The organism is Pusillimonas sp., from assembly GCF_044464525.1.
Taxonomy (GTDB): Bacteria; Pseudomonadota; Gammaproteobacteria; order Burkholderiales; family Burkholderiaceae_B; genus Pusillimonas.
This window is the reverse complement of record NZ_JBIQLE010000023.1, coordinates 24,944-45,350: the sequence shown is the minus strand read 5'-3', so window position 1 is coordinate 45,350 and position 20,407 is coordinate 24,944. Positions and strand designations below refer to the sequence as shown.

The 20,407-nt window shown below is 57.6% G+C and carries 25 protein-coding genes; 17 read left to right on the top strand and 8 right to left on the bottom strand.

What is annotated here, in order from left to right:
- Positions 1–2 precede the first annotated feature (2 nt).
- The 4 genes from ACIY1O_RS12890 to ACIY1O_RS12875 all read left to right on the top strand — a co-directional run bounded on the left by ACIY1O_RS12890 (position 3) and on the right by ACIY1O_RS12875 (position 3,203).
- Positions 3–896, top strand: a complete 894-nt coding sequence (locus ACIY1O_RS12890) for a beta-keto acid cleavage family enzyme (protein ID WP_397475498.1) — start codon at positions 3–5, stop codon at positions 894–896.
- A gap of 88 nt (positions 897–984) precedes the next feature.
- The gene (locus ACIY1O_RS12885) at positions 985–1,548 is read left to right on the top strand and encodes a cupin domain-containing protein (protein ID WP_397475497.1); all 564 of its coding nucleotides are present in this window, start codon (positions 985–987) and stop codon (positions 1,546–1,548) included.
- A gap of 35 nt (positions 1,549–1,583) precedes the next feature.
- Positions 1,584–2,756 carry an ABC transporter substrate-binding protein gene (locus tag ACIY1O_RS12880; protein WP_397475496.1) on the top strand — a complete coding sequence of 391 codons (1,173 nt, stop codon included), beginning with the start codon at positions 1,584–1,586 and terminating at the stop codon, positions 2,754–2,756.
- 42 nt (positions 2,757–2,798) lie between these two features.
- Complete coding sequence (locus tag ACIY1O_RS12875) at positions 2,799–3,203, top strand: acyl-CoA thioesterase (RefSeq protein ID WP_397475495.1); 405 nt, start codon at positions 2,799–2,801, stop codon at positions 3,201–3,203.
- Positions 3,204–3,267: 64 nt separating this feature from the next.
- On the opposite strand, the gene ACIY1O_RS12870 is transcribed toward ACIY1O_RS12875, so the two are convergent.
- Complete coding sequence (locus tag ACIY1O_RS12870; protein ID WP_397475494.1) at positions 3,268–4,197, bottom strand: amidohydrolase family protein; 930 nt, start codon at positions 4,195–4,197, stop codon at positions 3,268–3,270.
- Between the two features lie 162 nt (positions 4,198–4,359).
- On the opposite strand from ACIY1O_RS12870, the gene ACIY1O_RS12865 reads away from it, so the two are divergent.
- A complete protein-coding gene (locus ACIY1O_RS12865) occupies positions 4,360–4,881 on the top strand; it encodes a MarR family winged helix-turn-helix transcriptional regulator (RefSeq protein WP_397475493.1) in 522 nt (173 codons plus the stop codon).
- Positions 4,882–4,950: 69 nt separating this feature from the next.
- On the opposite strand, the gene ACIY1O_RS12860 is transcribed toward ACIY1O_RS12865, so the two are convergent.
- On the bottom strand, positions 4,951–5,307 hold the full coding sequence (locus ACIY1O_RS12860; protein WP_397475492.1) for a winged helix-turn-helix domain-containing protein: 357 nt from the start codon (positions 5,305–5,307) through the stop codon (positions 4,951–4,953).
- Entirely contained in the window at positions 5,304–6,575 is a 1,272-nt protein-coding gene (locus tag ACIY1O_RS12855; RefSeq protein ID WP_397475491.1) for a LysR family transcriptional regulator, read from the bottom strand. The genes ACIY1O_RS12860 and ACIY1O_RS12855 overlap by 4 nt, the downstream gene beginning before the upstream one ends.
- 136 nt (positions 6,576–6,711) lie before the next feature.
- Between ACIY1O_RS12855 and ACIY1O_RS12850 the strand changes: the two genes are divergently transcribed.
- The 7 genes from ACIY1O_RS12850 (at position 6,712) to ACIY1O_RS12820 (ending at position 13,019) form a co-directional block, all read left to right on the top strand.
- On the top strand, positions 6,712–7,386 hold the full coding sequence (locus tag ACIY1O_RS12850; RefSeq protein WP_397475490.1) for an isochorismatase family protein: 675 nt from the start codon (positions 6,712–6,714) through the stop codon (positions 7,384–7,386).
- 16 nt (positions 7,387–7,402) lie between these two features.
- Complete coding sequence (locus tag ACIY1O_RS12845) at positions 7,403–8,608, top strand: ABC transporter substrate-binding protein (RefSeq protein ID WP_397475489.1); 1,206 nt, start codon at positions 7,403–7,405, stop codon at positions 8,606–8,608.
- On the top strand, positions 8,605–9,504 hold the full coding sequence (locus ACIY1O_RS12840; RefSeq protein WP_397475488.1) for an alpha/beta hydrolase: 900 nt from the start codon (positions 8,605–8,607) through the stop codon (positions 9,502–9,504). Before ACIY1O_RS12845 ends, ACIY1O_RS12840 begins: the two co-directional genes overlap by 4 nt.
- The gene (locus tag ACIY1O_RS12835; RefSeq protein ID WP_397475487.1) at positions 9,498–10,373 is read left to right on the top strand and encodes a branched-chain amino acid ABC transporter permease; all 876 of its coding nucleotides are present in this window, start codon (positions 9,498–9,500) and stop codon (positions 10,371–10,373) included. The genes ACIY1O_RS12840 and ACIY1O_RS12835 overlap by 7 nt, the downstream gene beginning before the upstream one ends.
- On the top strand, positions 10,370–11,359 hold the full coding sequence (locus ACIY1O_RS12830; protein WP_397475486.1) for a branched-chain amino acid ABC transporter permease: 990 nt from the start codon (positions 10,370–10,372) through the stop codon (positions 11,357–11,359). The genes ACIY1O_RS12835 and ACIY1O_RS12830 overlap by 4 nt, the downstream gene beginning before the upstream one ends.
- Positions 11,356–12,219, top strand: coding sequence for an ABC transporter ATP-binding protein (locus ACIY1O_RS12825; protein WP_397475485.1), 864 nt, complete (start codon positions 11,356–11,358; stop codon positions 12,217–12,219). Before ACIY1O_RS12830 ends, ACIY1O_RS12825 begins: the two co-directional genes overlap by 4 nt.
- Before the next feature lie 98 nt (positions 12,220–12,317).
- On the top strand, positions 12,318–13,019 hold the full coding sequence (locus ACIY1O_RS12820; RefSeq protein ID WP_397475484.1) for an ABC transporter ATP-binding protein: 702 nt from the start codon (positions 12,318–12,320) through the stop codon (positions 13,017–13,019).
- 126 nt (positions 13,020–13,145) lie between these two features.
- Here ACIY1O_RS12820 and ACIY1O_RS12815 read toward each other — a convergent pair whose 3' ends face one another.
- The 3 genes from ACIY1O_RS12815 to ACIY1O_RS12805 form a co-directional block, all read right to left on the bottom strand.
- Entirely contained in the window at positions 13,146–13,805 is a 660-nt protein-coding gene (locus tag ACIY1O_RS12815; RefSeq protein WP_397475483.1) for an SDR family oxidoreductase, read from the bottom strand.
- Between the two features lie 85 nt (positions 13,806–13,890).
- Positions 13,891–13,989, bottom strand: coding sequence for a nuclear transport factor 2 family protein (locus tag ACIY1O_RS12810; RefSeq protein ID WP_397475505.1), 99 nt, complete (start codon positions 13,987–13,989; stop codon positions 13,891–13,893).
- Positions 13,990–14,330: 341 nt separating this feature from the next.
- Entirely contained in the window at positions 14,331–14,783 is a 453-nt protein-coding gene (locus ACIY1O_RS12805) for a winged helix-turn-helix transcriptional regulator (RefSeq protein WP_397475482.1), read from the bottom strand.
- A gap of 259 nt (positions 14,784–15,042) precedes the next feature.
- Here ACIY1O_RS12805 and ACIY1O_RS12800 point away from each other — a divergent pair, with 259 nt between their 5' ends.
- The 4 genes from ACIY1O_RS12800 to ACIY1O_RS12785 all read left to right on the top strand — a co-directional run bounded on the left by ACIY1O_RS12800 (position 15,043) and on the right by ACIY1O_RS12785 (position 17,697).
- Entirely contained in the window at positions 15,043–15,777 is a 735-nt protein-coding gene (locus tag ACIY1O_RS12800; protein ID WP_397475481.1) for an SDR family NAD(P)-dependent oxidoreductase, read from the top strand.
- Positions 15,778–15,849: 72 nt separating this feature from the next.
- Positions 15,850–16,452, top strand: a complete 603-nt coding sequence (locus tag ACIY1O_RS12795; RefSeq protein WP_397475480.1) for an NADPH-dependent F420 reductase — start codon at positions 15,850–15,852, stop codon at positions 16,450–16,452.
- Between the two features lie 323 nt (positions 16,453–16,775).
- Entirely contained in the window at positions 16,776–17,213 is a 438-nt protein-coding gene (locus tag ACIY1O_RS12790; RefSeq protein ID WP_397475479.1) for a DUF6152 family protein, read from the top strand.
- Between the two features lie 10 nt (positions 17,214–17,223).
- Positions 17,224–17,697 (top strand): DUF2214 domain-containing protein, encoded by a 474-nt coding sequence (locus ACIY1O_RS12785; protein ID WP_397475478.1) that lies wholly within the window; start codon positions 17,224–17,226, stop codon positions 17,695–17,697.
- Between the two features lie 556 nt (positions 17,698–18,253).
- Here the strand turns inward: ACIY1O_RS12785 and ACIY1O_RS12780 are convergent.
- A complete protein-coding gene (locus ACIY1O_RS12780; RefSeq protein WP_053244314.1) occupies positions 18,254–18,535 on the bottom strand; it encodes a helix-turn-helix domain-containing protein in 282 nt (93 codons plus the stop codon).
- Entirely contained in the window at positions 18,532–18,870 is a 339-nt protein-coding gene (locus ACIY1O_RS12775; protein WP_397475477.1) for a type II toxin-antitoxin system RelE/ParE family toxin, read from the bottom strand. The genes ACIY1O_RS12780 and ACIY1O_RS12775 overlap by 4 nt, the downstream gene beginning before the upstream one ends.
- A 375-nt stretch (positions 18,871–19,245) precedes the next feature.
- On the opposite strand from ACIY1O_RS12775, the gene ACIY1O_RS12770 reads away from it, so the two are divergent.
- Entirely contained in the window at positions 19,246–20,340 is a 1,095-nt protein-coding gene (locus tag ACIY1O_RS12770; protein ID WP_397475476.1) for a DUF4062 domain-containing protein, read from the top strand.
- Positions 20,341–20,407 lie beyond the last annotated feature (67 nt).

Genomic DNA, 20,407 nt, shown 5'->3' with positions numbered 1-20,407 from the left:
CAATGAGCAAGCGTAAAGTCATTATCACGGTCGCCCCCACCGGCGGCATGGCCAGCAAAAAGCAGAACCCCAACCTGCCTACCCAGCCGAAGGAAATCGCCGAAGACGTCCTGCGTTGCTATAACGCCGGCGCCAGCGTCGTGGCCCTGCATGCGCGCCGCGCCAGCGATGACGAGGCCACCTGCGACCCGGCGGTCTATGGCGAGATGAACGCCCTGATCCGCGACAAATGCGACATCGTGCTTAACAACTCGACAGGCGGCGGGATCAACGGCGATATGATCCACCAGTTGAACAACGGCTTGTGGGAGATCAAATTCGAAGAGCGCCTAAAAGGCATGGAAGCGCCCGGCGCCGAAATGTGCACGCTCGACGCCCAAACTATTTGCGCCAGCTTTGGCGACAAGGAAATCCTTGTTCCCACCACACCTACCCGCATCAAGGAACTGGCCGAAAAAATGATGGCGCGGGGCATCAAGCCCGAATGGGAAGTCTTCAGCCTCGAAGACATTGTCCAGGACGTGGCCAGAGCCATCAAGACCGGCCTGGACAAGGCGCCGTACTTCATCAACATTGTCATAGGCGTGAACGCCTTCCAGGGCGCGCTGCCCTACACACCTCGCATTTTGCAGATGATGGTCGACCACCTGCCGGCCGATTCTTTGTTCAACGTCAGCGGCATCGGGCCCGCGCAACTACCGGCCACCGTACAGGGTATTGTGCTGGGCGGACACGCCCGCACGGGTCTGGAAGACAACCTGTATTACGAGCACGGTGTGCTGGCCACCAACGTGCAATTGGTCGAGCGCCTGGTGCGCATCGTGCGCGAATTGGGACACGAGCCCGCCACAGCCGCCGAGGCGCGCGAAATGATGGGACTGCAGCCGCTCAAATAGATGGCGGCGGTCCATGCGGGGCGAACCGGATGCCAGGACACATAAAAGCCAGCGCCCCGTCAAGTAGTTCACAACCACCGGAGGAGTCATGGACAGCGGCAAAGATATCAGGCCCGTGCGTAGAATCGTCACCGGTCACAATAAGCAGGGGCGTTCAGTCATACTTTCCGACGGGCCTTCGCCGCATGCGATTGCCTTGGCAGGCGTATCCAGTTTTGGCATCACTGACATCTGGAAAACAGACCAGGCTCCGGCAAGCAACGAGGGTGATCGCGACCCGTGCTCGACCGACATCAGCCTGGCGCCGCCGCCTTCGGGGTCTGTTTTCCGGGTGGTGCAGTTTCCACCTGACAAAGAATATGTCGGCAAATGGAAGCGCGAGCAGGCTTTTGCCTCCATGGGAGATTCCGGCGCCGACGCCCTGCATGAAAGCGGTGATCGGCACGAAGCCATGCATCGCACCGACTCCATCGATTATGCCTTTGTGCTCGAGGGCGAGATCTGGGCAGTGATGGACGAGGGAGAAGTGCGCATGACGGCGGGCGATGTGCTCGTCCAGCGAGGAACCAACCACTCATGGAGTAATCGCAGCGACAAGCCATGCATGGTGGGTTTTGTCTTGATCGATGCAGTACCTGTTTCAAACCCATAGCAGTCATTCGGTTTGAGCTTTCCCAGGAGACAACCATGAAATACAACATGCTTATTGCGGGTGTTGCCAGCTCGCTTGCGCTACTGGCTTCCCCCGCCGGCGCCGATATCAAAATCGGCTTCAGCGGCCCGCTTTCGGGGCCGGGCGCCGCGCTGGGCCAAGACCAGTACGACGGGCTCATGCTTGCCGTCGAGCAGCACGGCGGCAAAATGGGTGGCCAGCCTGTCACCGTCATCAAGGAAGACGACCAGGTCAAGCCCGAAACCGGAGTGCAAATCGCGCGCAAACTGATTGGGCGCGATCAGGTCGATGCGATCGTCGGCATGGGTTATACCAACGTGCTCATGGCGCAGCTTCCGCAAATCGTCGAGTCGGGCGTGGTGGCCATCTCCACCAACTCCGGCGCACGCGCCATTTCCGGTGAAGGGTGCAAGCCCAACATTTTCGCCGCTGCCTGGCAAAGCGACGGCCCGGCCGAATCCATGGGCGTTTATGCGCAAAAGCAGGGCTATGGCAAGGTTTTCCTGATGGCGCCCAACTACCAGGCGGGCAAGGAAATGCTTGAAGGCTTCAAGCGCCACTACAAGGGCGAAGTGGTGGACGAGCTCTACACTCAGTTGGGGCAAACTGACTATTCCGCGGAAATCGTCCAGTTGCAAACGTCGGACGCCGATGCTTTGTTCGTCTTTTATCCCGGCGGGATGGGCATCAATTTCGTCAAGCAGATGCGTCAGGCCGGAATGTTGGGCAAGCTGCCCGTGTTGTCGGTGTTTACCGTTGACGGCACCACTTTGCCGGCGCTAAAGAACCTGGCTGAAGGCGTCATTGCCGGGGCCATGTGGAGCGCAGGTTTCGACAGCCCCGAGAACAACGCCTTCGTAAAAGCATTCAAGGAAAAGTACAAACGCGCTCCAAGCATGTATGCGGCGGCCGCTTATGATGCGGGCAATCTGCTGGCCATTGCGGCCGACAAGCTCGACGGAGACGTGTCCGACAAAAAGGCGTTTGCCCAGGCGGTAAAGGCGGCGGGCGATGAACTGAAGTCGGTTCGCGGCCCGTTCAAATTCAATAACAACCACATGCCTATCCAGAACTACTACGCGTTCGAGGCGGTAAAAAGCGAGGGCGCCGATGTGGTGTTGAAGAAGATCGACACACCGCTTGAAATGCATCAAGACATTTATCACGAACAGTGCCCAATGTCATAAACGGCTATTATCAGACCTTTTGTATTGCGGAGCTTGGCGATAATGAGCCTGTTTGAACGTAGCCTTACTGTCGAGTGGGGCGATTGCGATGATGCCGGAATCGTTTTTTACCCCACTTTTTTCTATTGGTACGACAGTACCTATCAAGGCCTTTGCCGCAGCCGCGGCTTGGGCCAGCGCAAGATCCGCTCGCGTTTCAACGCGGTGACGCCGCTGGTCGATGCCGGCAGCGTGTTTCGCTCGCCCATTACCTACGACGATGTCATTACCATCGAGGCGGACATCGTCGAATGGGCCGATCGGCGCTTCAAGGTAGGCTACACCGTCAAGTGTGGTGATAGGCTCGTGGCCACCGGCCACGAGCTGCGCGCCTGGGCCGAACTGGTGGGCGAAGGCCGTCTGAAGGGTGTTTCCATTCCCGACGAGTTCAAGGCCTGCTTTTCTTGAAGCCCGCCTTCTTAGAGGCTGTAAGCCTGGAACGAATGCAGGCAACAGCCCCGGCTGGTATTTTCTAGCAGCAGCCGTCGTTGGTGGGCGGCTGTAGGCGGATGTAGCGGCCGAACACCGGGTCTTTATCCAGGCCCAGCAGGCGAATGGCATTATCACGCAGGATCAGAGGCTTGACCTCGTCGCGAATGCCGATGGTTTCGAAGTCTTCCAGCCAGCGGTCTGGCGTGATGACGGGAAAATCCGAGCCGAACAGCATTTTGTCTTTCAGGATGGTGTTGGCGTATTGGATCAGAATCTGCGGGAAATACTTGGGCGACCATCCTGAAAGGTCGATGTACACGTTTGGCTTGTGTGTGGCCACAGCCAATGCGTTCTCTTGCCATGGAAACGACGGGTGAGCGATGATGATGGGCATGTCGGGGAAATCGACCGCCACATCGTCCAGAAACATGGGGTCTGAGTACTTCAGGCGCACGCCGCCGCCGCCGCGCATGCGTGCGCCCACACCGGTCTGCCCGCTGTGGAAGATGGCAGGCAAGCCTGCCTCGGCGATAACCTCGTACAGATCGAAGGCCCGACGTTCATTCGGGTAGAACTCTTGTTGCGAAGGGTGGAACTTGAACCCCCGGACGCCGAAATCCTTGATCAGGCGACGGGCTTCGCGTGCGCCCATTTTGCCGCGCAAAGGGTCGATACTGGCGAAAGGAATAAGCACGTCTTGGTGCTTGGCGGCTTCTTCGGCAACTTCTTCATTTGAAATACGCACCTGGCCGTTGGCTCTTTCGGTATCCACCGTGAAGATTACCGCCATCATATTGCGTTCACGGTAATACTCGGCCGTCTCAGCGATGGTGGGCCGCGGCATTTTTTCTTTGAAATAAGCCGCCATGGCGGTATCGAATGCGATGGCTACTTCGTCGGGTGCATTGCGGGTGGAGACGGTAGCATGGGTGTGGATGTCGATGGCCACAACCTGATTGATGCCGGTCATGAGTGTCCTTTGAATATGAAACGTATGGAAGCGTGGCGAAGGTCTGCGCTGCTGTCCATCAGGGCCGATACTAATATATTGTTAAGCAGGTTAACAGTTATAAGGATCATATTATCTCGGATATTGCGTAACCATCCGGGCTAACCCTGTGTGGCGCTAACCATGACTAATTCAAACATGTCCGGCATGGCCGGAAACCCTGTAAAACCTGATGCGGCTGTCGACTCCCAGGTCGAAGGCGGTAAGGCGTGCCCGGACGACATAAATCTTTTGCAGGATTCATTGGCCTACGAAATCAAGAAGGCTCAGGTGCGTACTTACGAGATGCTGTTCGAACACATGGGCCCCGACGCCTTGTCGCCCGGGCGCATGACGGCTCTGTGCATCATCGGCACTCAGCCGGGCATCAATCAGTCGGCGTTGGCGGACGCCTTGCGAGTGAATCGGGCCAGCGTGGTGAAGGTGATTGATGCCCTGGAGTCATTAGGCTATGTAGAACGCCAGAGCATACCAGAGGACCGGCGCAGCTACGCGCTGGCAGTTACGTCAACAGGCTTGCAAGAGCTGCGCCGCCTTACCGAGGTTTCGCGTCGCTTCGAAGAAGAGGTTGCAGCGCAGCTTACCGCTCGCGAGCGCAAGACTCTGTTCAGGCTGTTGGCCAAGGTAGCGGCCGACAGAGTCTAGATTCCTGCTCAGCCCATTTGCCGGAACGGTACAAATGCACTGAACGGTACAAATCAACGAAGCCGCATACTAACGAGCAATAAGCGCGGTCAATGCATCGATATCGGCCCGTGCCGCCCGTGCCGCTTCCTGTTCAATGTTGCGGTAATGCTGGATCAGGGCGCGCCCGGTTTCTGTAAGCTGGCTGCCGCCCCCCGAGACGCCGCCTTCGGATGAGCTGACGGCAGGTTGCTTTAGCGCGTTATTGGTATCGTTGACCAGCAGCCAGGCTCGACGGTAGGACATTTTCAATTGGCGTGCCGCACCCGAAATAGATCCTGCCTGGTCGATGGCTTCGAGCAGTGCGATACGGCCCGGACCGATGGCGATGGAGTTGTCGCGGTAGACGCGCATACGAAATTGTACTTTGGGTTCTGAGGTGCTCATAGGGCGGGTGCAGGTTGTGGCGCGCGAAGCTCGGGTAGGGACGTAATTGCGCGCACTTCGGCGAGCAGCAGTTGCGCACCGGGTGAAGGGCGGTCGTCGGTACGTCTGAGCAACCCGACTTGCCGCGCCGTTTCGGGCAGGTTCAGGGCGAGTTTCTGAAGTGCTCCGGAGAGCAGCTCGCGCCGAAACTGATGTGGTGATACGAATGTCAGCATATCGCTTTCAAGCATAACCTCGCGAATGATGGACAGATCGGTGGTTTCGAGAGATACCTGGGGCGGCCCGATTCGACGCAGCGAGAACAAGTCCTCGAACAGGCTGCGTGTAGGCGTACCGGCGTGCGGCAGAACCCATGGGTAGGCCAGGGTGTCGACCAATGAGGCCTGGGGCCGTTCGCAAAGGGGGTGGCCGGCTCGGCAGACCACGGCCATGGTGTCGTCCAATAACGGCTCCCGGCTTAAGCCCTTGCAATGCTGTGGCGAACGCAGGGCGCCCAGTACAAAGTCGATTTCGCCGGCCCGCAGGGCGGCCGCCTGAACCTCGAAGGCGCCTTCCATGGTGGAGATTTTCAACTGGGGGTGCGTGCGCAGCAGGCGGGTGATGGCCACGGGCAGCATATAGGTGCGGCCCAGCGACAACACCCCGACTCGTACTTCGCCCTGCTTGAGGCCGTGCATGGCGGCAACTTCATCGGCCGCGATGCGTATTTCGTTCAAGGCCAGCTTCAACTGCCAGATGACGGTTTCGCCTACCTGCGTGGGGTATAGGCCGCGGACGCCGCGCTCGAAGAGCGTGGCGCCGATATCGCGTTCGATATCGCGCAGCATGAGACTGATTGCCGGCTGCGAAATTCCCAGGGCGTCGGCGGCGGCCCCCATGTGGCGGCGCCTGGAAAGTTCGACCAGCGCCCTGAGCCGCCGAGAGTTCATATGCAGCAGGTACAGCCCGCTGCGGCGTGCATTATCGGACAGCACGGCTACGTCACGATAGGCGGTGTCCATATAAGCGAACGCCCGCTCGACTCGGCGCAGCAGCACCTGCCCAAAACGGGTGGGAAGCATGCCATGCACCGAACGTTCGAACAGGGGCGCATTAAGCTCGCTTTCCAGTTGAAGGATGGCGCGTGTGACGGCTGACTGTGCCCGGCACAGCGCGGCACTGGCCCGAGAGACACTGCCATGGCGGCATACCGCATGGAATGCGCGTAGATGGCGGGTGGAAAGTGAAGGCGTGACACATTCACGGTCTCGGTTAGGCAGGGTCGGCATGGGGTATATAAGTAATTTAGATGCCTGATGAGTGGATTTTCGTCTATTCAGAGTGATTTATCCACCCTAGACTGTAAAAAAAGCGGCTCGGCTAAAACAGCGCCGGGCGGCACGCCGATCAACTTTACGGATGCATATGAGCCTTGATCCATCTTTCGCCATGCCGGCCCACGTCATCGAGCGAGTCATGCAGAAGCGTGGGCGGCTGCGTTTATTCGACCGCTTTGATCCAGCGCGCACCGCCCTGGTCATCATAGACATGCAACGCTTCTATGTCGAAGGCTTGCCCTCCGCACTGCACATCATCCCTGTCATCAATCGTTTGGCGGCCGGCTTTCGCGCCAAGGGCGCTTTGGTTGCGTGGGTCAGCATGACCGCGGGCCAAGGCGGCAAAAGCCTTTGGCCGCTGTATCACGAATATTTCTTTTCGGCCCAGAACGGCGCGCGCCATCGCGATGGGCTCACGGCAGGTAATCCGGGCCATCAGTTGCATCCTGATCTGGATGTGCAGCCAGTCGATCTCCAAGCCAGCAAAGACCGGTTCAGTGCGTTTTTTCCAGGCGCTTGCAACCTGCATGAACAGCTTGTCGCGCGCGGCATTGAAAACGTCGCCATCGGGGGGGTTGTCACCAACTTTTGTTGCGAAACCTCGGCGCGCGACGCCATGATGCTCGATTATCGAGTGGCAATGGTGTCCGACGCAAACGCGGCCCGTTACCCAGAAGACCATCAAGCAGGCTTTACGACCGTGTTCCAAAGTTTCGGAGACGTACTCACCTCCGACGAAATACTTAACGAGGTATTGCGCTAGCCCAAGGAGGCGTCAAATGAAGTCAACCCACAATATTCAATATCGCTCGCGCCGGCGGTTCGGCGCTACCCTGGCCGCGCTCATGGCCGGTCTATTCCTCACGGCGGGCGCATCGCCCGCATTGTCTGAAGATGTGGTTCGTGTAGGTGTCATCGGCGAATTTTCCGGTGCATTCGCGGCATATGGTCAACAATCGCGGCGCGCCATCGAGTTGTTCATGAAAGAGCACGGCGACAAGGTGGGCTCGACCCGGGTCGAAGTGATCTACCGCGACACAACCGGCCTCAACCCCGAAGTGTCGCGCCGAGCGGCGCAAGAACTGGTCACCCGCGAGCACGTGCAGTTCCTGGCGGGCTTCGGCCTTACCCCCAATGCATTGGCCGTTGCGCCGGTGGCCACTCAAAGCAAAACCCCCATGGTCGTCATGAACGCCGCGGCAACGGTCTTTGTTCCCACCCGGTCCCCCTACATAGTGCGGGTTTCGCTCAGCCAGCAGCAATTGGCAGTGCCCATGGCCGAATGGGCCCTCGAGCAAGGCATCAAGACGGTATACGCCATCGTGCCTGATTATGCGCCGGGCATCGACATCGAAAAATACTTTACCCAGGCCTTCGAGGCAGGGGGCGGCAAGATGGTGGGTTCGGTGAAGACGCCGCTGGGCGGGGTCGAGTACGCACCGTATCTGCAGCGCGTGGCCGCCGAAAAGCCTGACGCCGTCTTCTTCATGAGCCCCTCCGGAGACCAGGGCTTGCAGTTTCTTAAGGCCTTTCGCGGGCGCGGCATGGACAAAGACATCAAGCTGCTGTCCACGGGCGAGCTCACCGACGAAATCGTGCTCGACAGCCTGGGCGATGATGCACTGGGTCTCATTACAAGCATGCATTATTCGGCCGCCCACGATTCCGACGTCAACCGCAGCTATGTAAAGGCCTGGCAAGAAGCCTATGGACAGGCCGAGCGGCCCAACTGGTATGCCACCGGCGCCTGGGACGGCATGGCCGCCATCTACTACACGATTGAAAAGCTCGGCGGCCAGATAGACTCCGACAAGGCGATCGAGGCGCTCAAAACCTTTACATCCGAAAGCCCGCGAGGCCCCGTTTCAATTGATGAAAACCGCGATATCGTCCAGAACATCTACATCAGGCGCGTGGAAAAGGTGGATGGCAGACTGGCCAATGTCGAATTCGAAACCATCCCCGACGTGAGAACGGTGCAATGAAACGTGCGCTTGACACACCGCCCTGGGCGGCATTGGATACGTCCGCCCTGGACAACGGTTACGAAGACTATGACATCGACTCTCGCACGCCCGATGCCGCAGGGCTGCTGGCTGATTTCCAGCGGCGCAGCGACGAGGCCCGCGCTCACACAGGAATCAGGCGTGCGTCGATTTCTTATGCCGAACATCCACTCGCATTGGCCGACGTTTTTCGGCCCGACCAGGGGTCGGTCAAGGGCACCGTCGTATTTATTCATGGCGGCTATTGGAAGGGCAAAGGGCGCCCCAACCGCGCTTTTCTGGCTCCAGCATGGGTTGACGCCGGCGTGCAATGGATAAACCTTGGCTATCCAGTGGCGCCCGAAACGCCCATGCCCGACATCGCTCGCCTCACGCGTACGGCGCTGCGTGATATTGTCGGCGGCGCCTCGCCGTTCGAAATGGTCGAGGGGCCGGTAGTGCTTGCAGGCAATAGCGCCGGGGCGCATCTGGTGGCGCATGCGTTGGCAGAGCTATTGTCGGTCCAAGCGCCACGGCGCATTGCGGGCTGCTTGCTGCTTAGCGGCCTTTACGACCTACGGCCGTTGCTTGACACCCCGGCGCAGCAATGGATGCGCCTGGACGAAGAACAGGCTTACCTGCTCAGCCCCTTGTGTCAGTCGCCGCCGCGTTTGCACGCGCCCATTATGGTGGCGGTCGGCGCCGACGAGCCGGATGCCTTCATCGCGCAGTCGCGCGCCTACGCCCAATCGATGCTTGGCTATGCCTCGGTCGACTACCAAGAAGTGCAGGGGCTTAATCATCTGACCATGATCTCGGCGCTTGACAGTCCGACGGCCCGGCTGGGCCGTGTGATGGCCTCTTGGCTAGGAATCGATAAAGGGCCTGCATGCTGATCAACGGCATAGCCGTGCTGCTCGATGGCTTTGCATACGGAGCCTTGTTGTTCCTGATGTCGGTCGGCCTTTCCATCACCCTGGGCTTAATGGGGTTCGTCAACCTTGCCCACATGGCCATTGCCATGCTGGGGGGCTATGCATTGATCAGCGGCACGTCGATGCTCGGGTTGAGTTTTTTCCCCGCGTTGCTGTTGGCGATCGTGCTGACGAGCATCTTCGGCATATTGATCGAGCGCGGGCTGTTCCGCTTTGTATACGGCGCGCCGCCTCTGGCGCAAGTGCTGCTTACGGTGGGCGCCTTGTTCATGATTGCGGCAGCGGTCACCTATATTTGGGGGCCGGGCCTGCAAGCGGTCGCCATCCCCGAGTTCCTTGAGGGGCGCCTGCGTGTCGGGCCGTTCGGGTTCTCGCGCTACCGGCTCTTTCTCTTGGTTGTAGGGGTGGTTGTGCTGGTGTTGCTGCAGGCGGGCATGATACGCACGCGTTTCGGAGCCATGGTGCGCGCTTCGGTCGATGATCAAGACGTCGCACGCAGCCTTGGCATTCCCGTCGACAAGGTCTTTATGGGGGCTTTTGCTGTCGGCTCTGCATTGGCCGCGCTTGGCGGAGCCCTTAGTGTGCAGGCGATGGGCCTTGACCCCAGTTTCGGGCTCAAGTATTTGGTGCTGGCATTGCTGATCGTCGTGCTGGGCGGCCCCGGTTCCATCATGGGCACATTCCTGTCGTCGATGTTGATCGGCATTGCCATGATCGCAAGCTCCTACTATGTACCGGCCATTGGCGCCTTTGTCATTTATCTGGTCATGATCATTGTGCTGACGCTGCGGCCCACGGGCCTTGGCAGTATGCGCCGGAGACACCCATGACAAGCGGACCGGATTATCTGCGCCGGCGGCGGCGGTGGCATTGGGCGGAGATCGTCTTCTGGCTTCTGGCGCCGGCTGCCTGGTTCGTGTTTCCCGGCTACCTCGTGCTTGGCACCCAGGTGCTTATCGCGGCACTGTTCGCCTTGTCACTAGATCTGGTCATGGGGTATGCGGGCATCGTCACTTTGGGCCATGCGGCTTTCTTCGGCATAGGGGCATACACAGCGGGCAAGCTGGGCCAGCAAGGATGGACCGAACCCGTATCGGGGCTGCTGGTCGCCGCCGCCGCTGCCGCTTTCATTGCTGCCCTGACTGCCCGCCTTGTGTGCCGGGGCAATGACCTGAGCCGCCTCATGATCACCCTTGGGCTAGGCATGCTTTTCTACGAGATCGCCAACAAGGCGGCCGGCATCACAGGCGGGCTGGACGGCATGTTGGATATTGTCATTGCCCCGATTTTTGGGGTGTTTGAGTTCGACATGTGGGGGCGCACCGCCTACGTTTATTCGGCGGTCTGCTTGTTTCTCGGTTTTCTGCTCGCGCGGCATCTGGTGCGCCAGCCATTTGGTCTGGCCTTGCATGCCGTGCGTCTGAATCCAATGCGGTCCGACGCCATCGGCATCGACAACACGCGCGCCCTGGGCCGCATCTATGTGCTGTCGGCCGCCATGGCCGGGGTGGCGGGCGCACTGCTGGCGCAGACCAACCAGTTCGTTGCCATCGATGTGTTGTCCTTTCAACGCAGCGCCGACGTAGCCACCATGCTTATCATCGGCGGGCTCGGGCAGTTGTATGGGGGCCTGGTAGGCGCCACCGGCTTTCTTGTGGCGCAAGACGCTCTGGTCAGTGTCAATCCGGTGTATTGGCAATTTTGGCTGGGCCTGGTGTTGATCCTGGTGGTGCTCTTCGTGCGCGGCGGGATGGTGGCGCTGGCGCGCCGGGTAGCGCATCGTATCAGCCGGCGTATGCGGTGGAGACGGCCATGAACATGCCTTCAAGCACTGATGCGGTCCCCGGTTCTCTCGTGCAACCCAACGAGGGCGGGTCGGCAGCCGCGGGTTCGGGCGCCCTGAGCGGAAACAAGACGCCAGGCTCTATTCCAGCCGTACTCGAGACGCGCAAATTGTGCCTCAGCTTCGGCGCCTTGCACGTAACGCGCAATATCGACTTCCAGCTAAGGGGCGGCGAACGTCACGCGCTTATCGGCTCGAACGGGGCGGGTAAAAGCACCTTGGTCAATCTGCTGGCCGGCGTGCTGCAACCTCAGTCGGGCGATATCCTTCTGTACGGCGAGCGCATCAATAAGCTGCCACCGTTCCAGCGAGTGCGGCGCGGCCTGGCTCGTACCTTTCAGATAAGCGCACTGTTCGGAGAGATGACGCCGCTTGACTCGGTCGCGCTGGCAGTATGTCAGGCGAACGGCATCGGGCTTTCCTTCGTGCGTGCTTCCGCCGCTCATGGACAAGCCGTGGATGAGGCCGCCGAGCATCTGCGCACCGTCGGCTTGATCGATCATGCCCATGACGAAACCCGCTTCATGGCTTATGGACACCAGCGTCTGCTTGAAATCGCCCTGGCTTTGGCATGCCGGCCACGAGTGCTGTTACTTGACGAGCCCGCCGCCGGCGTGCCCCTGGCTGAAAGCCGCCGCCTTTTCCAGACCTTGGCCGAGCTGCCGGGCGATCTTTCCATTCTGCTTATTGAGCATGACATGAAGCTCGTGTTCCAGTTCGCCTCGCGCATCTCTGTGTTGGCCGAAGGCGAGCTGCTTGCACAGGGCTCGCCCGAGGAGATTGCCAATGACGAGCGCGTGCGTCAAAGTTATCTGGGGTATGGCCGTGCTTGAACCCGCTGAAAGGGTGAAAATAGGGCTGGGCCTCGGCCCATTATTCGTGCAGAGCGATTTAGTTTGCGTGTATTGTCAATTGACTCAAGAGCGCGGCCATGACTGAGCTTCTAACCTTGCAAGAAGTAACCGCCGGCTATGGCGACGCCGTCATCATCGAAGATATTTCCTTGGCGATACAAGAGGGCGCAAGCCTTGCGGTGCTGGGCCGCAACGGCGTGGGCAAAACCACTTTGCTGCGCACCTTGCTGGGCGCCACCAGGCAGTTTGGCGGCGTAATCAAGTGGCGCGGGAAATCGCTTGCCGGGGCAGATTCGGTTCATCGCGCCAGATTGGGAATGGGCTGGGTACCGCAGCAGCGGGGCGTGTTCCGGTCACTTACCGTCGAAGAAAACCTATCAGTGGCGGCCCGGCCCGGGCATTGGGATCAGAACGCAGTCTGGACGCTGTTCCCGCGCCTGAAGCAACGCCGATACCATTACGGAGACCAGTTATCGGGCGGCGAGCAGCAAATGCTGGCCATAGGCCGGGCCTTGATGACCAACCCCGCCTTGCTCCTGCTTGACGAACCGCTCGAGGGGCTTGCGCCGCTGGTGGCCGAAGAGGTATCTTTCGCGGTGCAAAAAATGATCACCCAGGGAACGGTCACCGCCATCGTGGTCGAACAGCATCCCATTGTCGCCCTGAAAATGACCTCTCAGGCCATTGTGCTGGAGCGCGGTCGAATCTGTCATCAAGCAGCGAGCGAAGCGCTTGCCGAGGACGAGGCGCTGCTGGATTCGATGCTGGGCGTGGCGTAAGCCGGATGCGGCGGGTTGCGCCCGCCCGAGCCGTCAGGCAGGCTCAAGCACACGCATCTCCAATGGAGCCCTGCGGCAGCGGCCTTAATAGAAGCCTGAGGCTAGACGCCCTAATACGCTCTGGCCTCAGACGCACGCCAGTTGCCGAATGGCGTCACCCACGAGAGTATCGCCTTGGGTTAATTCAATAATGATCCGGCTTGGCTCAGGGTGCTCGACGATCTCGACCAAGACCGCAGCCACATCTTCTCGCGCTATGTCGCCATAGGGAATTGCCAGACCCGCGCGCACTTTGCCTGTACCGGGAGAATCAAGTAATAGGCCAGGCCGCAAGATCACCCAGTTCAGGTCGGACTCGGCCAAATGCACGTCCGCTCGTTTTTTCACCGCCATGTAGTTTTCAAACGTCTCTGATACCTTCTTGCCCCGCGACGCTTCGGGAAAGGCTGACACCAGCAAAAAGCGCTCAATACCCGCCGTTTGCGCTGCGGCCACCGCCAGCTCCAACCCACGGCCGTCTATGGCATTGGTCATTTCGGGCCCTCCTTTACCCCCGGCCCCGGCAGAGAACACCACCACGTCACTACCTGCCATCATTCGGGCGAGTTCGCTCACATTGAGTTTGAGCAGGTCACCGGATACGGGGGTAGAGCCGAGCTTTTTGAGCTCGTTCGCCTGTTCGGCATGTCGGTGTAGCGACAGTGGTGTGTGGCCGCGCGCGTGCAATTTCTGTGCAAGGTGACGAGCCACTTTTCCTGAACCACCAACAATAAATACCTTTTTCATATTTGTCCCTTGTCGGGTGTGATGGCCGGGCTGGCCATCACTATTCATCGAAGAAGTGTGCGCCGCATTTCAAGGCAGGCCATGTTCATTCAGCGGAGTGGGTATGGTAGATCTTGTTGACCACCGTCCACTTTCCTTCTGCCTTGAGCAGATTGAAGAAGTCTGTAAAGCAAAAAACCGAAATATCGTTGGTGTCGATTCCGGTCTATCTAATAAGACCAACCAATTGGCCCAAAGTTTAGCTGAGTGTCAGTAAATGTCCGGGCTTTTTCTGAGGTCCAACGTACAGGGATGACGTACCCAAGTTTGCGGAAGGCAAGCAGCTGACAGCCGCGATGGGGTGATTTCGAATGTCTCGAACTGGCCGAGTGAAGTCTATCAGCCATGTCTCAGAGCGTCCCGGAAGAGACATTCAGTAGCGGCTAAATCAGCCCTTCGCGCGCTAATTACCACGCTGAAAAATCCCGTCGCGCTCGCCAAATTTCCATTTCCGCGAGGCATGACTGGACGTTTTTTCGGTCTTATTTATTCCTGACTCTCAGGAAAGACACACCCGCCGTTTCGGACCAACTCCTTCACCTCATCGCTCACCAGCATGGGGTTTTGACGTAGTCGCTCAAAGAAATCCTTGTCGGGCAGTGCGTACGACTTCGCATCGTGCTGCGCACTCCAAAGGATGATGTTAAGCAGGATGGGAATGAGGTCTAGGCCTTTCTCGGTCAGCGTGTAGAAATCCTTGCGCCTGTCGGTGGGGCTAGGCGCCCTCGAAAGAATCCCTTGCTCCTCAAGAAAGGCAAGGCGGGAAGCCAGGATATTGGTCGCGATTCCCTCTTCCGATTTCAGGAATTCGCCATATGTCTTCTTGCCAATAAAAACAATGTCGCGAATGATCAAGAGCGACCACCGGTCGCCGAAGATCTCCACGCCGTAGTTCACTGGGCAATGAGATCGAAGATTTTCTTTGCCCGTAGTTTTCATAGTTAAGTTGCCCGTCGCTTTCATAGCTGAATTTTAACATTACTTGTATTAAACAAGTTAAATATCAAATATCACTTGCTTTTTGCAAGTGATAAGAATAGCATGCTTCTATGCCTTACCGACCAATTGAAAGTCTAGGCACTTCGCCGGCCGGACGGCTGCAGGCTGTCGCTGCCCGACCTTCAGTTATCAGAACTGCATAAAGTTTTTAAGTATGCATTTCCCTACTTCCGTACAACTCCAACGAAGGATGCATGACATGAACAGATTAAATGGAAAGACCGCCGTGATCACCGGCGGCGCTACTGGCATCGGCCGCGCCGCGGCAAAGCGCTTCATCGAAGAGGGCGCCTTCGTCTTCATCTTTGGCCGACGCCAAGAAGCGCTCGACGCCGCTGTGGCCGATCTAGGGCCCAATGCCCGCGCGGTGAAGGGCTCGGTCTCCGATCAGGCCGACCTCGACCGACTCTACGCGGCGGTAAGGGCCGAGCGCGGAACCCTCGACATCGTCTTCGCCAATGCCGGGGTGGGAAGCCTGCTTGCGCTCGGCAAGATCACCGCCGAGCACATTGACGAGATCTTCAACACCAATGTGAAGGGTTCGATCTTCACGGTCCAGAAGGCGCTGCCGCTGATGGGCCAGGGCGGTTCGATAATCCTGACGGGATCGAGCTCCGGCACCACTGGCGCCCCGGCATTCAGCGCCTACAGCGCAAGCAAGGCGGCAGTACGCAACCTCGCACGATCCTGGGCGGAGGATCTGAAGGGCACCGGTATCCGGGTAAACGTGCTGTCGCCCGGGCCGACGGCGACCGAACTCGCGGTGGAGGCGGTAGGCAAGGAAGGCATGAAGCTCTTCGCCTCGATGAATCCGCTCCAGCGTATGGCCGATCCGGCGGAGATTGGAGCGGCGGCCGCCTTTCTCGCGTCGCAGGACAGCAGCTTCATGACCGCCAGCGAGGTCGCCGCCGACGGCGGCCTGGCGCAAATCTGACACGCCACGCTCTGCCGGCCACTCCATTCGATATTCGGAGCCCGCAGGGCGTGGTAAACCCAAGGAGAATATATGAACTACGCAATTATTGGCTTCGGCGAGATCGGCCAGGCTCTTGCCAAGGCGTTTGCCCGCAGCGGTATCGAAGTATCCGTCGCAACCACTCGCGACCCGGAAAGCTTCGCATCCGCTGCTGCCGCGATCGGACCCGGGGTCATTCCCAAAACATTGGCGGAAGCCGTCAAGGCGGACATCGTCTTTTTGGCTGTTCGTTACGAGTCGCACCGGGATATCGCGAAGGCGCTGCCTACCTGGAAGGGAAAGACCATCATCGATGTGACCAACACCTATGGCGTGTCCCCCGACGAACAGGGAGGACAGCCTTCTTCCAAGGTCGTCGCGCAGGCTTTCACTGGTGCAAGTTTGGTTAAGGGCTTCAACCATTTGGTCGCCGCCGTCCTTGGCCAAGATCCAGCCGTGCATGGTGGCAGGAGAGTCGTGTTCCTGGCGAGCGACGATGAGGGCGCCGCAGCGGAGATTGGTGCACTTGCAGAAAATCTCGGTTTCGCACCCGTAAATCTTGGGAAGCTCGAAGAGGGTGGCGCGCTTGTGCACGCGCGGGACAATACCTGGGGGCCTCTGATCTTCCAGGACCTGTTCAAGAAGGAGCCGTGAGCGATGTAAGACCATCACGGCAAGAGGTTCTAGCTGCCGCTGGGTAGACCCCTCTCATAACCGAGGGACGGGAAAAGGCACTCGACTAGTCACAGACTTGAACATCCGCCTCTAAGAGAGCAGCTTCAAAGCCTAAGCGGCCGGTCGTAGCTGATTGTGGCCAAAGGAAGATGACCGAATCCGACCCGCAGCTGACGTTTGGAAAAGGCTATTACACTTCGCTTTAGGGGCCGTAGGTACTGGCGGTTCTTGTACCATTAAAAACGGGAGCTGGGTCAACGCGTTGGACTCTCAGTTTTTTACTCACTTCAAGGAGCATGATTATGTCGGTATCAAGCGAAAGTCGAACCGCCACCCGAGTAATCTCCATTACGGCGCGCAATGTAGCGCATCGTATGGTCCTCATACTTTGCGCCACGGCTATGGCGCTATTTACCATGCAAGCCTTCGCGCATCACGGCTGGGCCTGGGCGGAAGAGGAGCAGTCCGAGTTGAAGGGCACCATCACCGAGATTTCAATGGCGCCGCCACATCCAGCCCTGCGCGTGAAGGACCAGGATGGTCGTTTGTGGCAAGTCGATCTGGGAAACCCGAACCAGACACAGCGTTCAGGTTTCTCCGGCGAAACTGCCAAGGTGGGCGATGACATTACGGTACTGGGCAACCGCACCAAAGAGCCGAACAAGGCGCATATAAAAGCCGTGCGCATTACGGTCGGCGGCAGACAGTACGACATGTATCCAGAACGCATCAAGCAATGACGCCACGGCGATGATAGGTTTTCTGCAAGCAATTTCCGGCTGGCCCGGTGCCGCCTTCCTGCAGGAATACTGGGTCGCCTATCTCGTTGTCAATGCAGCCCACATCCTTGGTATTGGGCTACTTCTTGGCGCGATCCTACCGCTCGATTTGCTTCTTTTGCGTTCAACGCGCGGACGGGATCTGCCGACCCTTGGCCCCTTTCTTGTACGCGCAGCGGCGACGGGCACCGCACTCGCGGTAACGACAGGGCTTTGGTTATTCTCAGTGAAGCCGGTGGTGTACGCAGAGAATCCGGCTTTCCTCTTCAAGGCCACACTGCTTGTACTGGCAATCTGCAACATCGCACTGCAGCATCGCGGCGAGCACTTTGCTGCAGCCCTGCGCAGCGGCCAGCCATCTGTGCGAGTTCGAACCTTGGCCGCCACATCCGCCATTCTTTGGCTTTCCGTCCTCATAGCCGGACGCTGGATAGGCTTTGTCTGAGACGATGTAATTGGCGGGAGATTGTCGGTGGGGGGTAGCTGCGCTACCAATTAGTAAAAGCCTGCTTTATGCATCAGACGAAGAACGTTCGCTTTTGGCCCAAAGCGGATCTATCGCCTCTCCATGAGTCCGATGTGAGTGTGCGCTGTATGCAAGCGCAAGCTTCATATGCCCGAATCATCGCGGATACCGCTGGCGGTCGCTGGTGATGCTCACAGCCTTTCCCCGACTATCTCGCAGGTGTTGCTTCGTTGGGGCAGGTGCCGGGCCTGTTGGATGAGCGGCTAGCCAATATGGCCGATACGGTGCCTGACGAAAGTTCGGGACGAAAATCAAGCACTTACATGCCGTAAGTGCTTGATTTTCTCGAATTCTGTGGCGGAGCCGACGGGACTCGAACCCGCGACCCCCGGCGTGACAGTCCCCTTGTCGAAGTCAATTTTTATGCGGGTTTCCAGCCAAATCGTATTCCAAAAAACGTTAAAAACATGTCGATTTCATGCGGTTTTGTGGACTTTTATTCCAAAGTTTTTGACTCGAAGCTCTAGGCCTGACCCTAGGCAGGTTCAAGTACACGCATCTCGATGTGCAGTCCAGCGGCAGCGGCCATATTGACCAGTGCATCAAGACCAAAAACATTGATTTTTCCACGCATCAGGTCAGAAACGCGGGGCTGGGTCACGCCAAAAATCTTGGCGGCTTCGGCCTGACTCATCTTGGCGTGGACTATGTGGTGCCTAAGCGCCGTCATCAGGGTTGAACGAAGCTTCATGTTTTCCGCGACTTCCTGGGTGTCTTCGATGGCATCCCAGATGCTGGCAAATCGTTGGTTGCTCATTTGCTTAGTTCCTGCAATAGGTCTCGATAACGTTTCGAGGCCAGATCTATATCCGCCTTGTTGGTTTTCTGCGTCTTTTTCTGAAAGCAGTGGATCACATAGACGGCATCGGCGAACTTGGCGATGTAGATGACCCTGAAAGCGCCCTCACTATCGTGAACGCGGATTTCTTTGACACCTTGGCCCACTGCTTTCATAGGCTTCCAGTCGTCGGGGTCCAAACCGTTCTGCACCTGATCGATCTGGTAACCCGCTTCGCGCTTGGCAGAGGGTGGGAAGGCGCGAAGATCATCAAGTGAGGTTCCGACGAACTCGACAGGCTTGAACAGTGGCATGCGTGATTTATACAATATTTTGTATGTTCTGGCAAGCTCCATGCCATCACTTTACTGGTGTATCGGCTGCTACCTCAATGATATACAAGAGGCGCTCTCTGATAGGAAAGCCCTTGCGAAGGAGGCCGCTACGTTTCGAAGGCACGTACAGGAGCGTCGGAACGTCGCACGTTGCGCTCCCGGAATACGTATTACATTCATCGGTTGAATCCGCAGTCAAAAGCAGCCATTAGCGACTGGCCGTTTTCGACCCAAAGCGGCCGGTCATGTCTGACGAAGTATGTTCTGAGCCAGCATTCCGGATACTATCGATAGCAGTTATATATATTTATAACTTTCTACTATTCGAGGATTTTTTGGCCATGTCATCAAGCGATGGATAAGCGATACCAAGTCTTTATAAGCTCGACCTTCACTGACTTGAAAGACGAGCGTCAAGCTGTCCTCAAGGCAATTCTTGAGCTGGACCATATGCCCGCCGGCATGGAACTCTTCCCTGCAACAGACTCGACGGCATGGCAGTTAATCAAGGACGTCATCGACAGCTCGGACTATTACGTCTTAATTATCGGAGGAAGGTACGGCTCATTGGATGAAGCCGGTATAGGATTCACCGAGAAAGAGTACGACTATGCCATTGCGACGAAAAAGCCGGTTGTTCCATTACTTCACGAAAATCCGGACAACCTTCCTCGAGATAAGACGGAAACAGACGCTGCAGCTTGGAAAAAGCTGACGGCATTTCGTTCTAAGGTTGAGAAACGGCATACATGCGTCTATTGGAAGAACGCAGATGAGCTAAAAGCCAAAGTCATTGTCGGGCTTACGTCAGTGATTAAGCGAAGTCCCGGAGCTGGTTGGGTTCGAGCTGATACGGTACCAACTGGCGCCACGTTAGTTGAGGTCCTCACGTTAAAGAATCGCATTGCCGAGCTTGAGCAAGCTTCTGCAGCTCGTGACAATGGCCCTCCGAAAGGAGCTGAAGAGTTAGCTCAGGGAAATGATCGTATAGAACTCAACCTTTCGTTTATTGCCCGGATACGTGGCTCCAGGTACCCACACCTCGATGACATGAGATATCGCGGATCGATTAATCCGACTTGGAATCAAATCTTCGGCGCGATAGCTCCAACCATGACCAATGAAGCTACTGATCAGGTACTTAGAGCTGCACTCAAAAAGTTTTTAACGCAAGAAACCGCAAAGGTTTATCAAGAAAACAAACAATTTAAGGATAAGCAATTGACTGAGTTTTCGCATACAGCGAGTGAGATCGACACCTGTATTATTCAGTTGCGCGCACTAGGGTTGATCAAAGTGAACGACAAAAAGAGAAGTGTGAAAGATACCGGAACGTACTGGACATTAACCCCTTACGGAGACTCGCTAATGGTCCAACTCCGGGCGGTTCACAAGAATCCTATCGATGAAGGAGTGTTGGCAGGTGACATTAAGGAAGAAGACGTATAGCTGAACGCTCCGTAAACGGTGTATTTTAGGAAAGATACCGACCCAAAGCGGACCTCGGACCGTTAGC

Coding starts and splice junctions, on each gene's coding strand:
- ACIY1O_RS12890 (WP_397475498.1), top strand. CDS start 3: ATGAGCAAGCGTAAAGTCATTATCACGGTCGCCCCCACCGGCGGCATG.
- ACIY1O_RS12885 (WP_397475497.1), top strand. CDS start 985: ATGGACAGCGGCAAAGATATCAGGCCCGTGCGTAGAATCGTCACCGGT.
- ACIY1O_RS12880 (WP_397475496.1), top strand. CDS start 1,584: ATGAAATACAACATGCTTATTGCGGGTGTTGCCAGCTCGCTTGCGCTA.
- ACIY1O_RS12875 (WP_397475495.1), top strand. CDS start 2,799: ATGAGCCTGTTTGAACGTAGCCTTACTGTCGAGTGGGGCGATTGCGAT.
- ACIY1O_RS12870 (WP_397475494.1), bottom strand. CDS start 4,197: ATGACCGGCATCAATCAGGTTGTGGCCATCGACATCCACACCCATGCT.
- ACIY1O_RS12865 (WP_397475493.1), top strand. CDS start 4,360: ATGACTAATTCAAACATGTCCGGCATGGCCGGAAACCCTGTAAAACCT.
- ACIY1O_RS12860 (WP_397475492.1), bottom strand. CDS start 5,307: ATGAGCACCTCAGAACCCAAAGTACAATTTCGTATGCGCGTCTACCGC.
- ACIY1O_RS12855 (WP_397475491.1), bottom strand. CDS start 6,575: ATGCCGACCCTGCCTAACCGAGACCGTGAATGTGTCACGCCTTCACTT.
- ACIY1O_RS12850 (WP_397475490.1), top strand. CDS start 6,712: ATGAGCCTTGATCCATCTTTCGCCATGCCGGCCCACGTCATCGAGCGA.
- ACIY1O_RS12845 (WP_397475489.1), top strand. CDS start 7,403: ATGAAGTCAACCCACAATATTCAATATCGCTCGCGCCGGCGGTTCGGC.
- ACIY1O_RS12840 (WP_397475488.1), top strand. CDS start 8,605: ATGAAACGTGCGCTTGACACACCGCCCTGGGCGGCATTGGATACGTCC.
- ACIY1O_RS12835 (WP_397475487.1), top strand. CDS start 9,498: ATGCTGATCAACGGCATAGCCGTGCTGCTCGATGGCTTTGCATACGGA.
- ACIY1O_RS12830 (WP_397475486.1), top strand. CDS start 10,370: ATGACAAGCGGACCGGATTATCTGCGCCGGCGGCGGCGGTGGCATTGG.
- ACIY1O_RS12825 (WP_397475485.1), top strand. CDS start 11,356: ATGAACATGCCTTCAAGCACTGATGCGGTCCCCGGTTCTCTCGTGCAA.
- ACIY1O_RS12820 (WP_397475484.1), top strand. CDS start 12,318: ATGACTGAGCTTCTAACCTTGCAAGAAGTAACCGCCGGCTATGGCGAC.
- ACIY1O_RS12815 (WP_397475483.1), bottom strand. CDS start 13,805: ATGAAAAAGGTATTTATTGTTGGTGGTTCAGGAAAAGTGGCTCGTCAC.
- ACIY1O_RS12805 (WP_397475482.1), bottom strand. CDS start 14,783: ATGAAAACTACGGGCAAAGAAAATCTTCGATCTCATTGCCCAGTGAAC.
- ACIY1O_RS12800 (WP_397475481.1), top strand. CDS start 15,043: ATGAACAGATTAAATGGAAAGACCGCCGTGATCACCGGCGGCGCTACT.
- ACIY1O_RS12795 (WP_397475480.1), top strand. CDS start 15,850: ATGAACTACGCAATTATTGGCTTCGGCGAGATCGGCCAGGCTCTTGCC.
- ACIY1O_RS12790 (WP_397475479.1), top strand. CDS start 16,776: ATGTCGGTATCAAGCGAAAGTCGAACCGCCACCCGAGTAATCTCCATT.
- ACIY1O_RS12785 (WP_397475478.1), top strand. CDS start 17,224: ATGATAGGTTTTCTGCAAGCAATTTCCGGCTGGCCCGGTGCCGCCTTC.
- ACIY1O_RS12780 (WP_053244314.1), bottom strand. CDS start 18,535: ATGAGCAACCAACGATTTGCCAGCATCTGGGATGCCATCGAAGACACC.
- ACIY1O_RS12775 (WP_397475477.1), bottom strand. CDS start 18,870: ATGCCACTGTTCAAGCCTGTCGAGTTCGTCGGAACCTCACTTGATGAT.
- ACIY1O_RS12770 (WP_397475476.1), top strand. CDS start 19,246: ATGGATAAGCGATACCAAGTCTTTATAAGCTCGACCTTCACTGACTTG.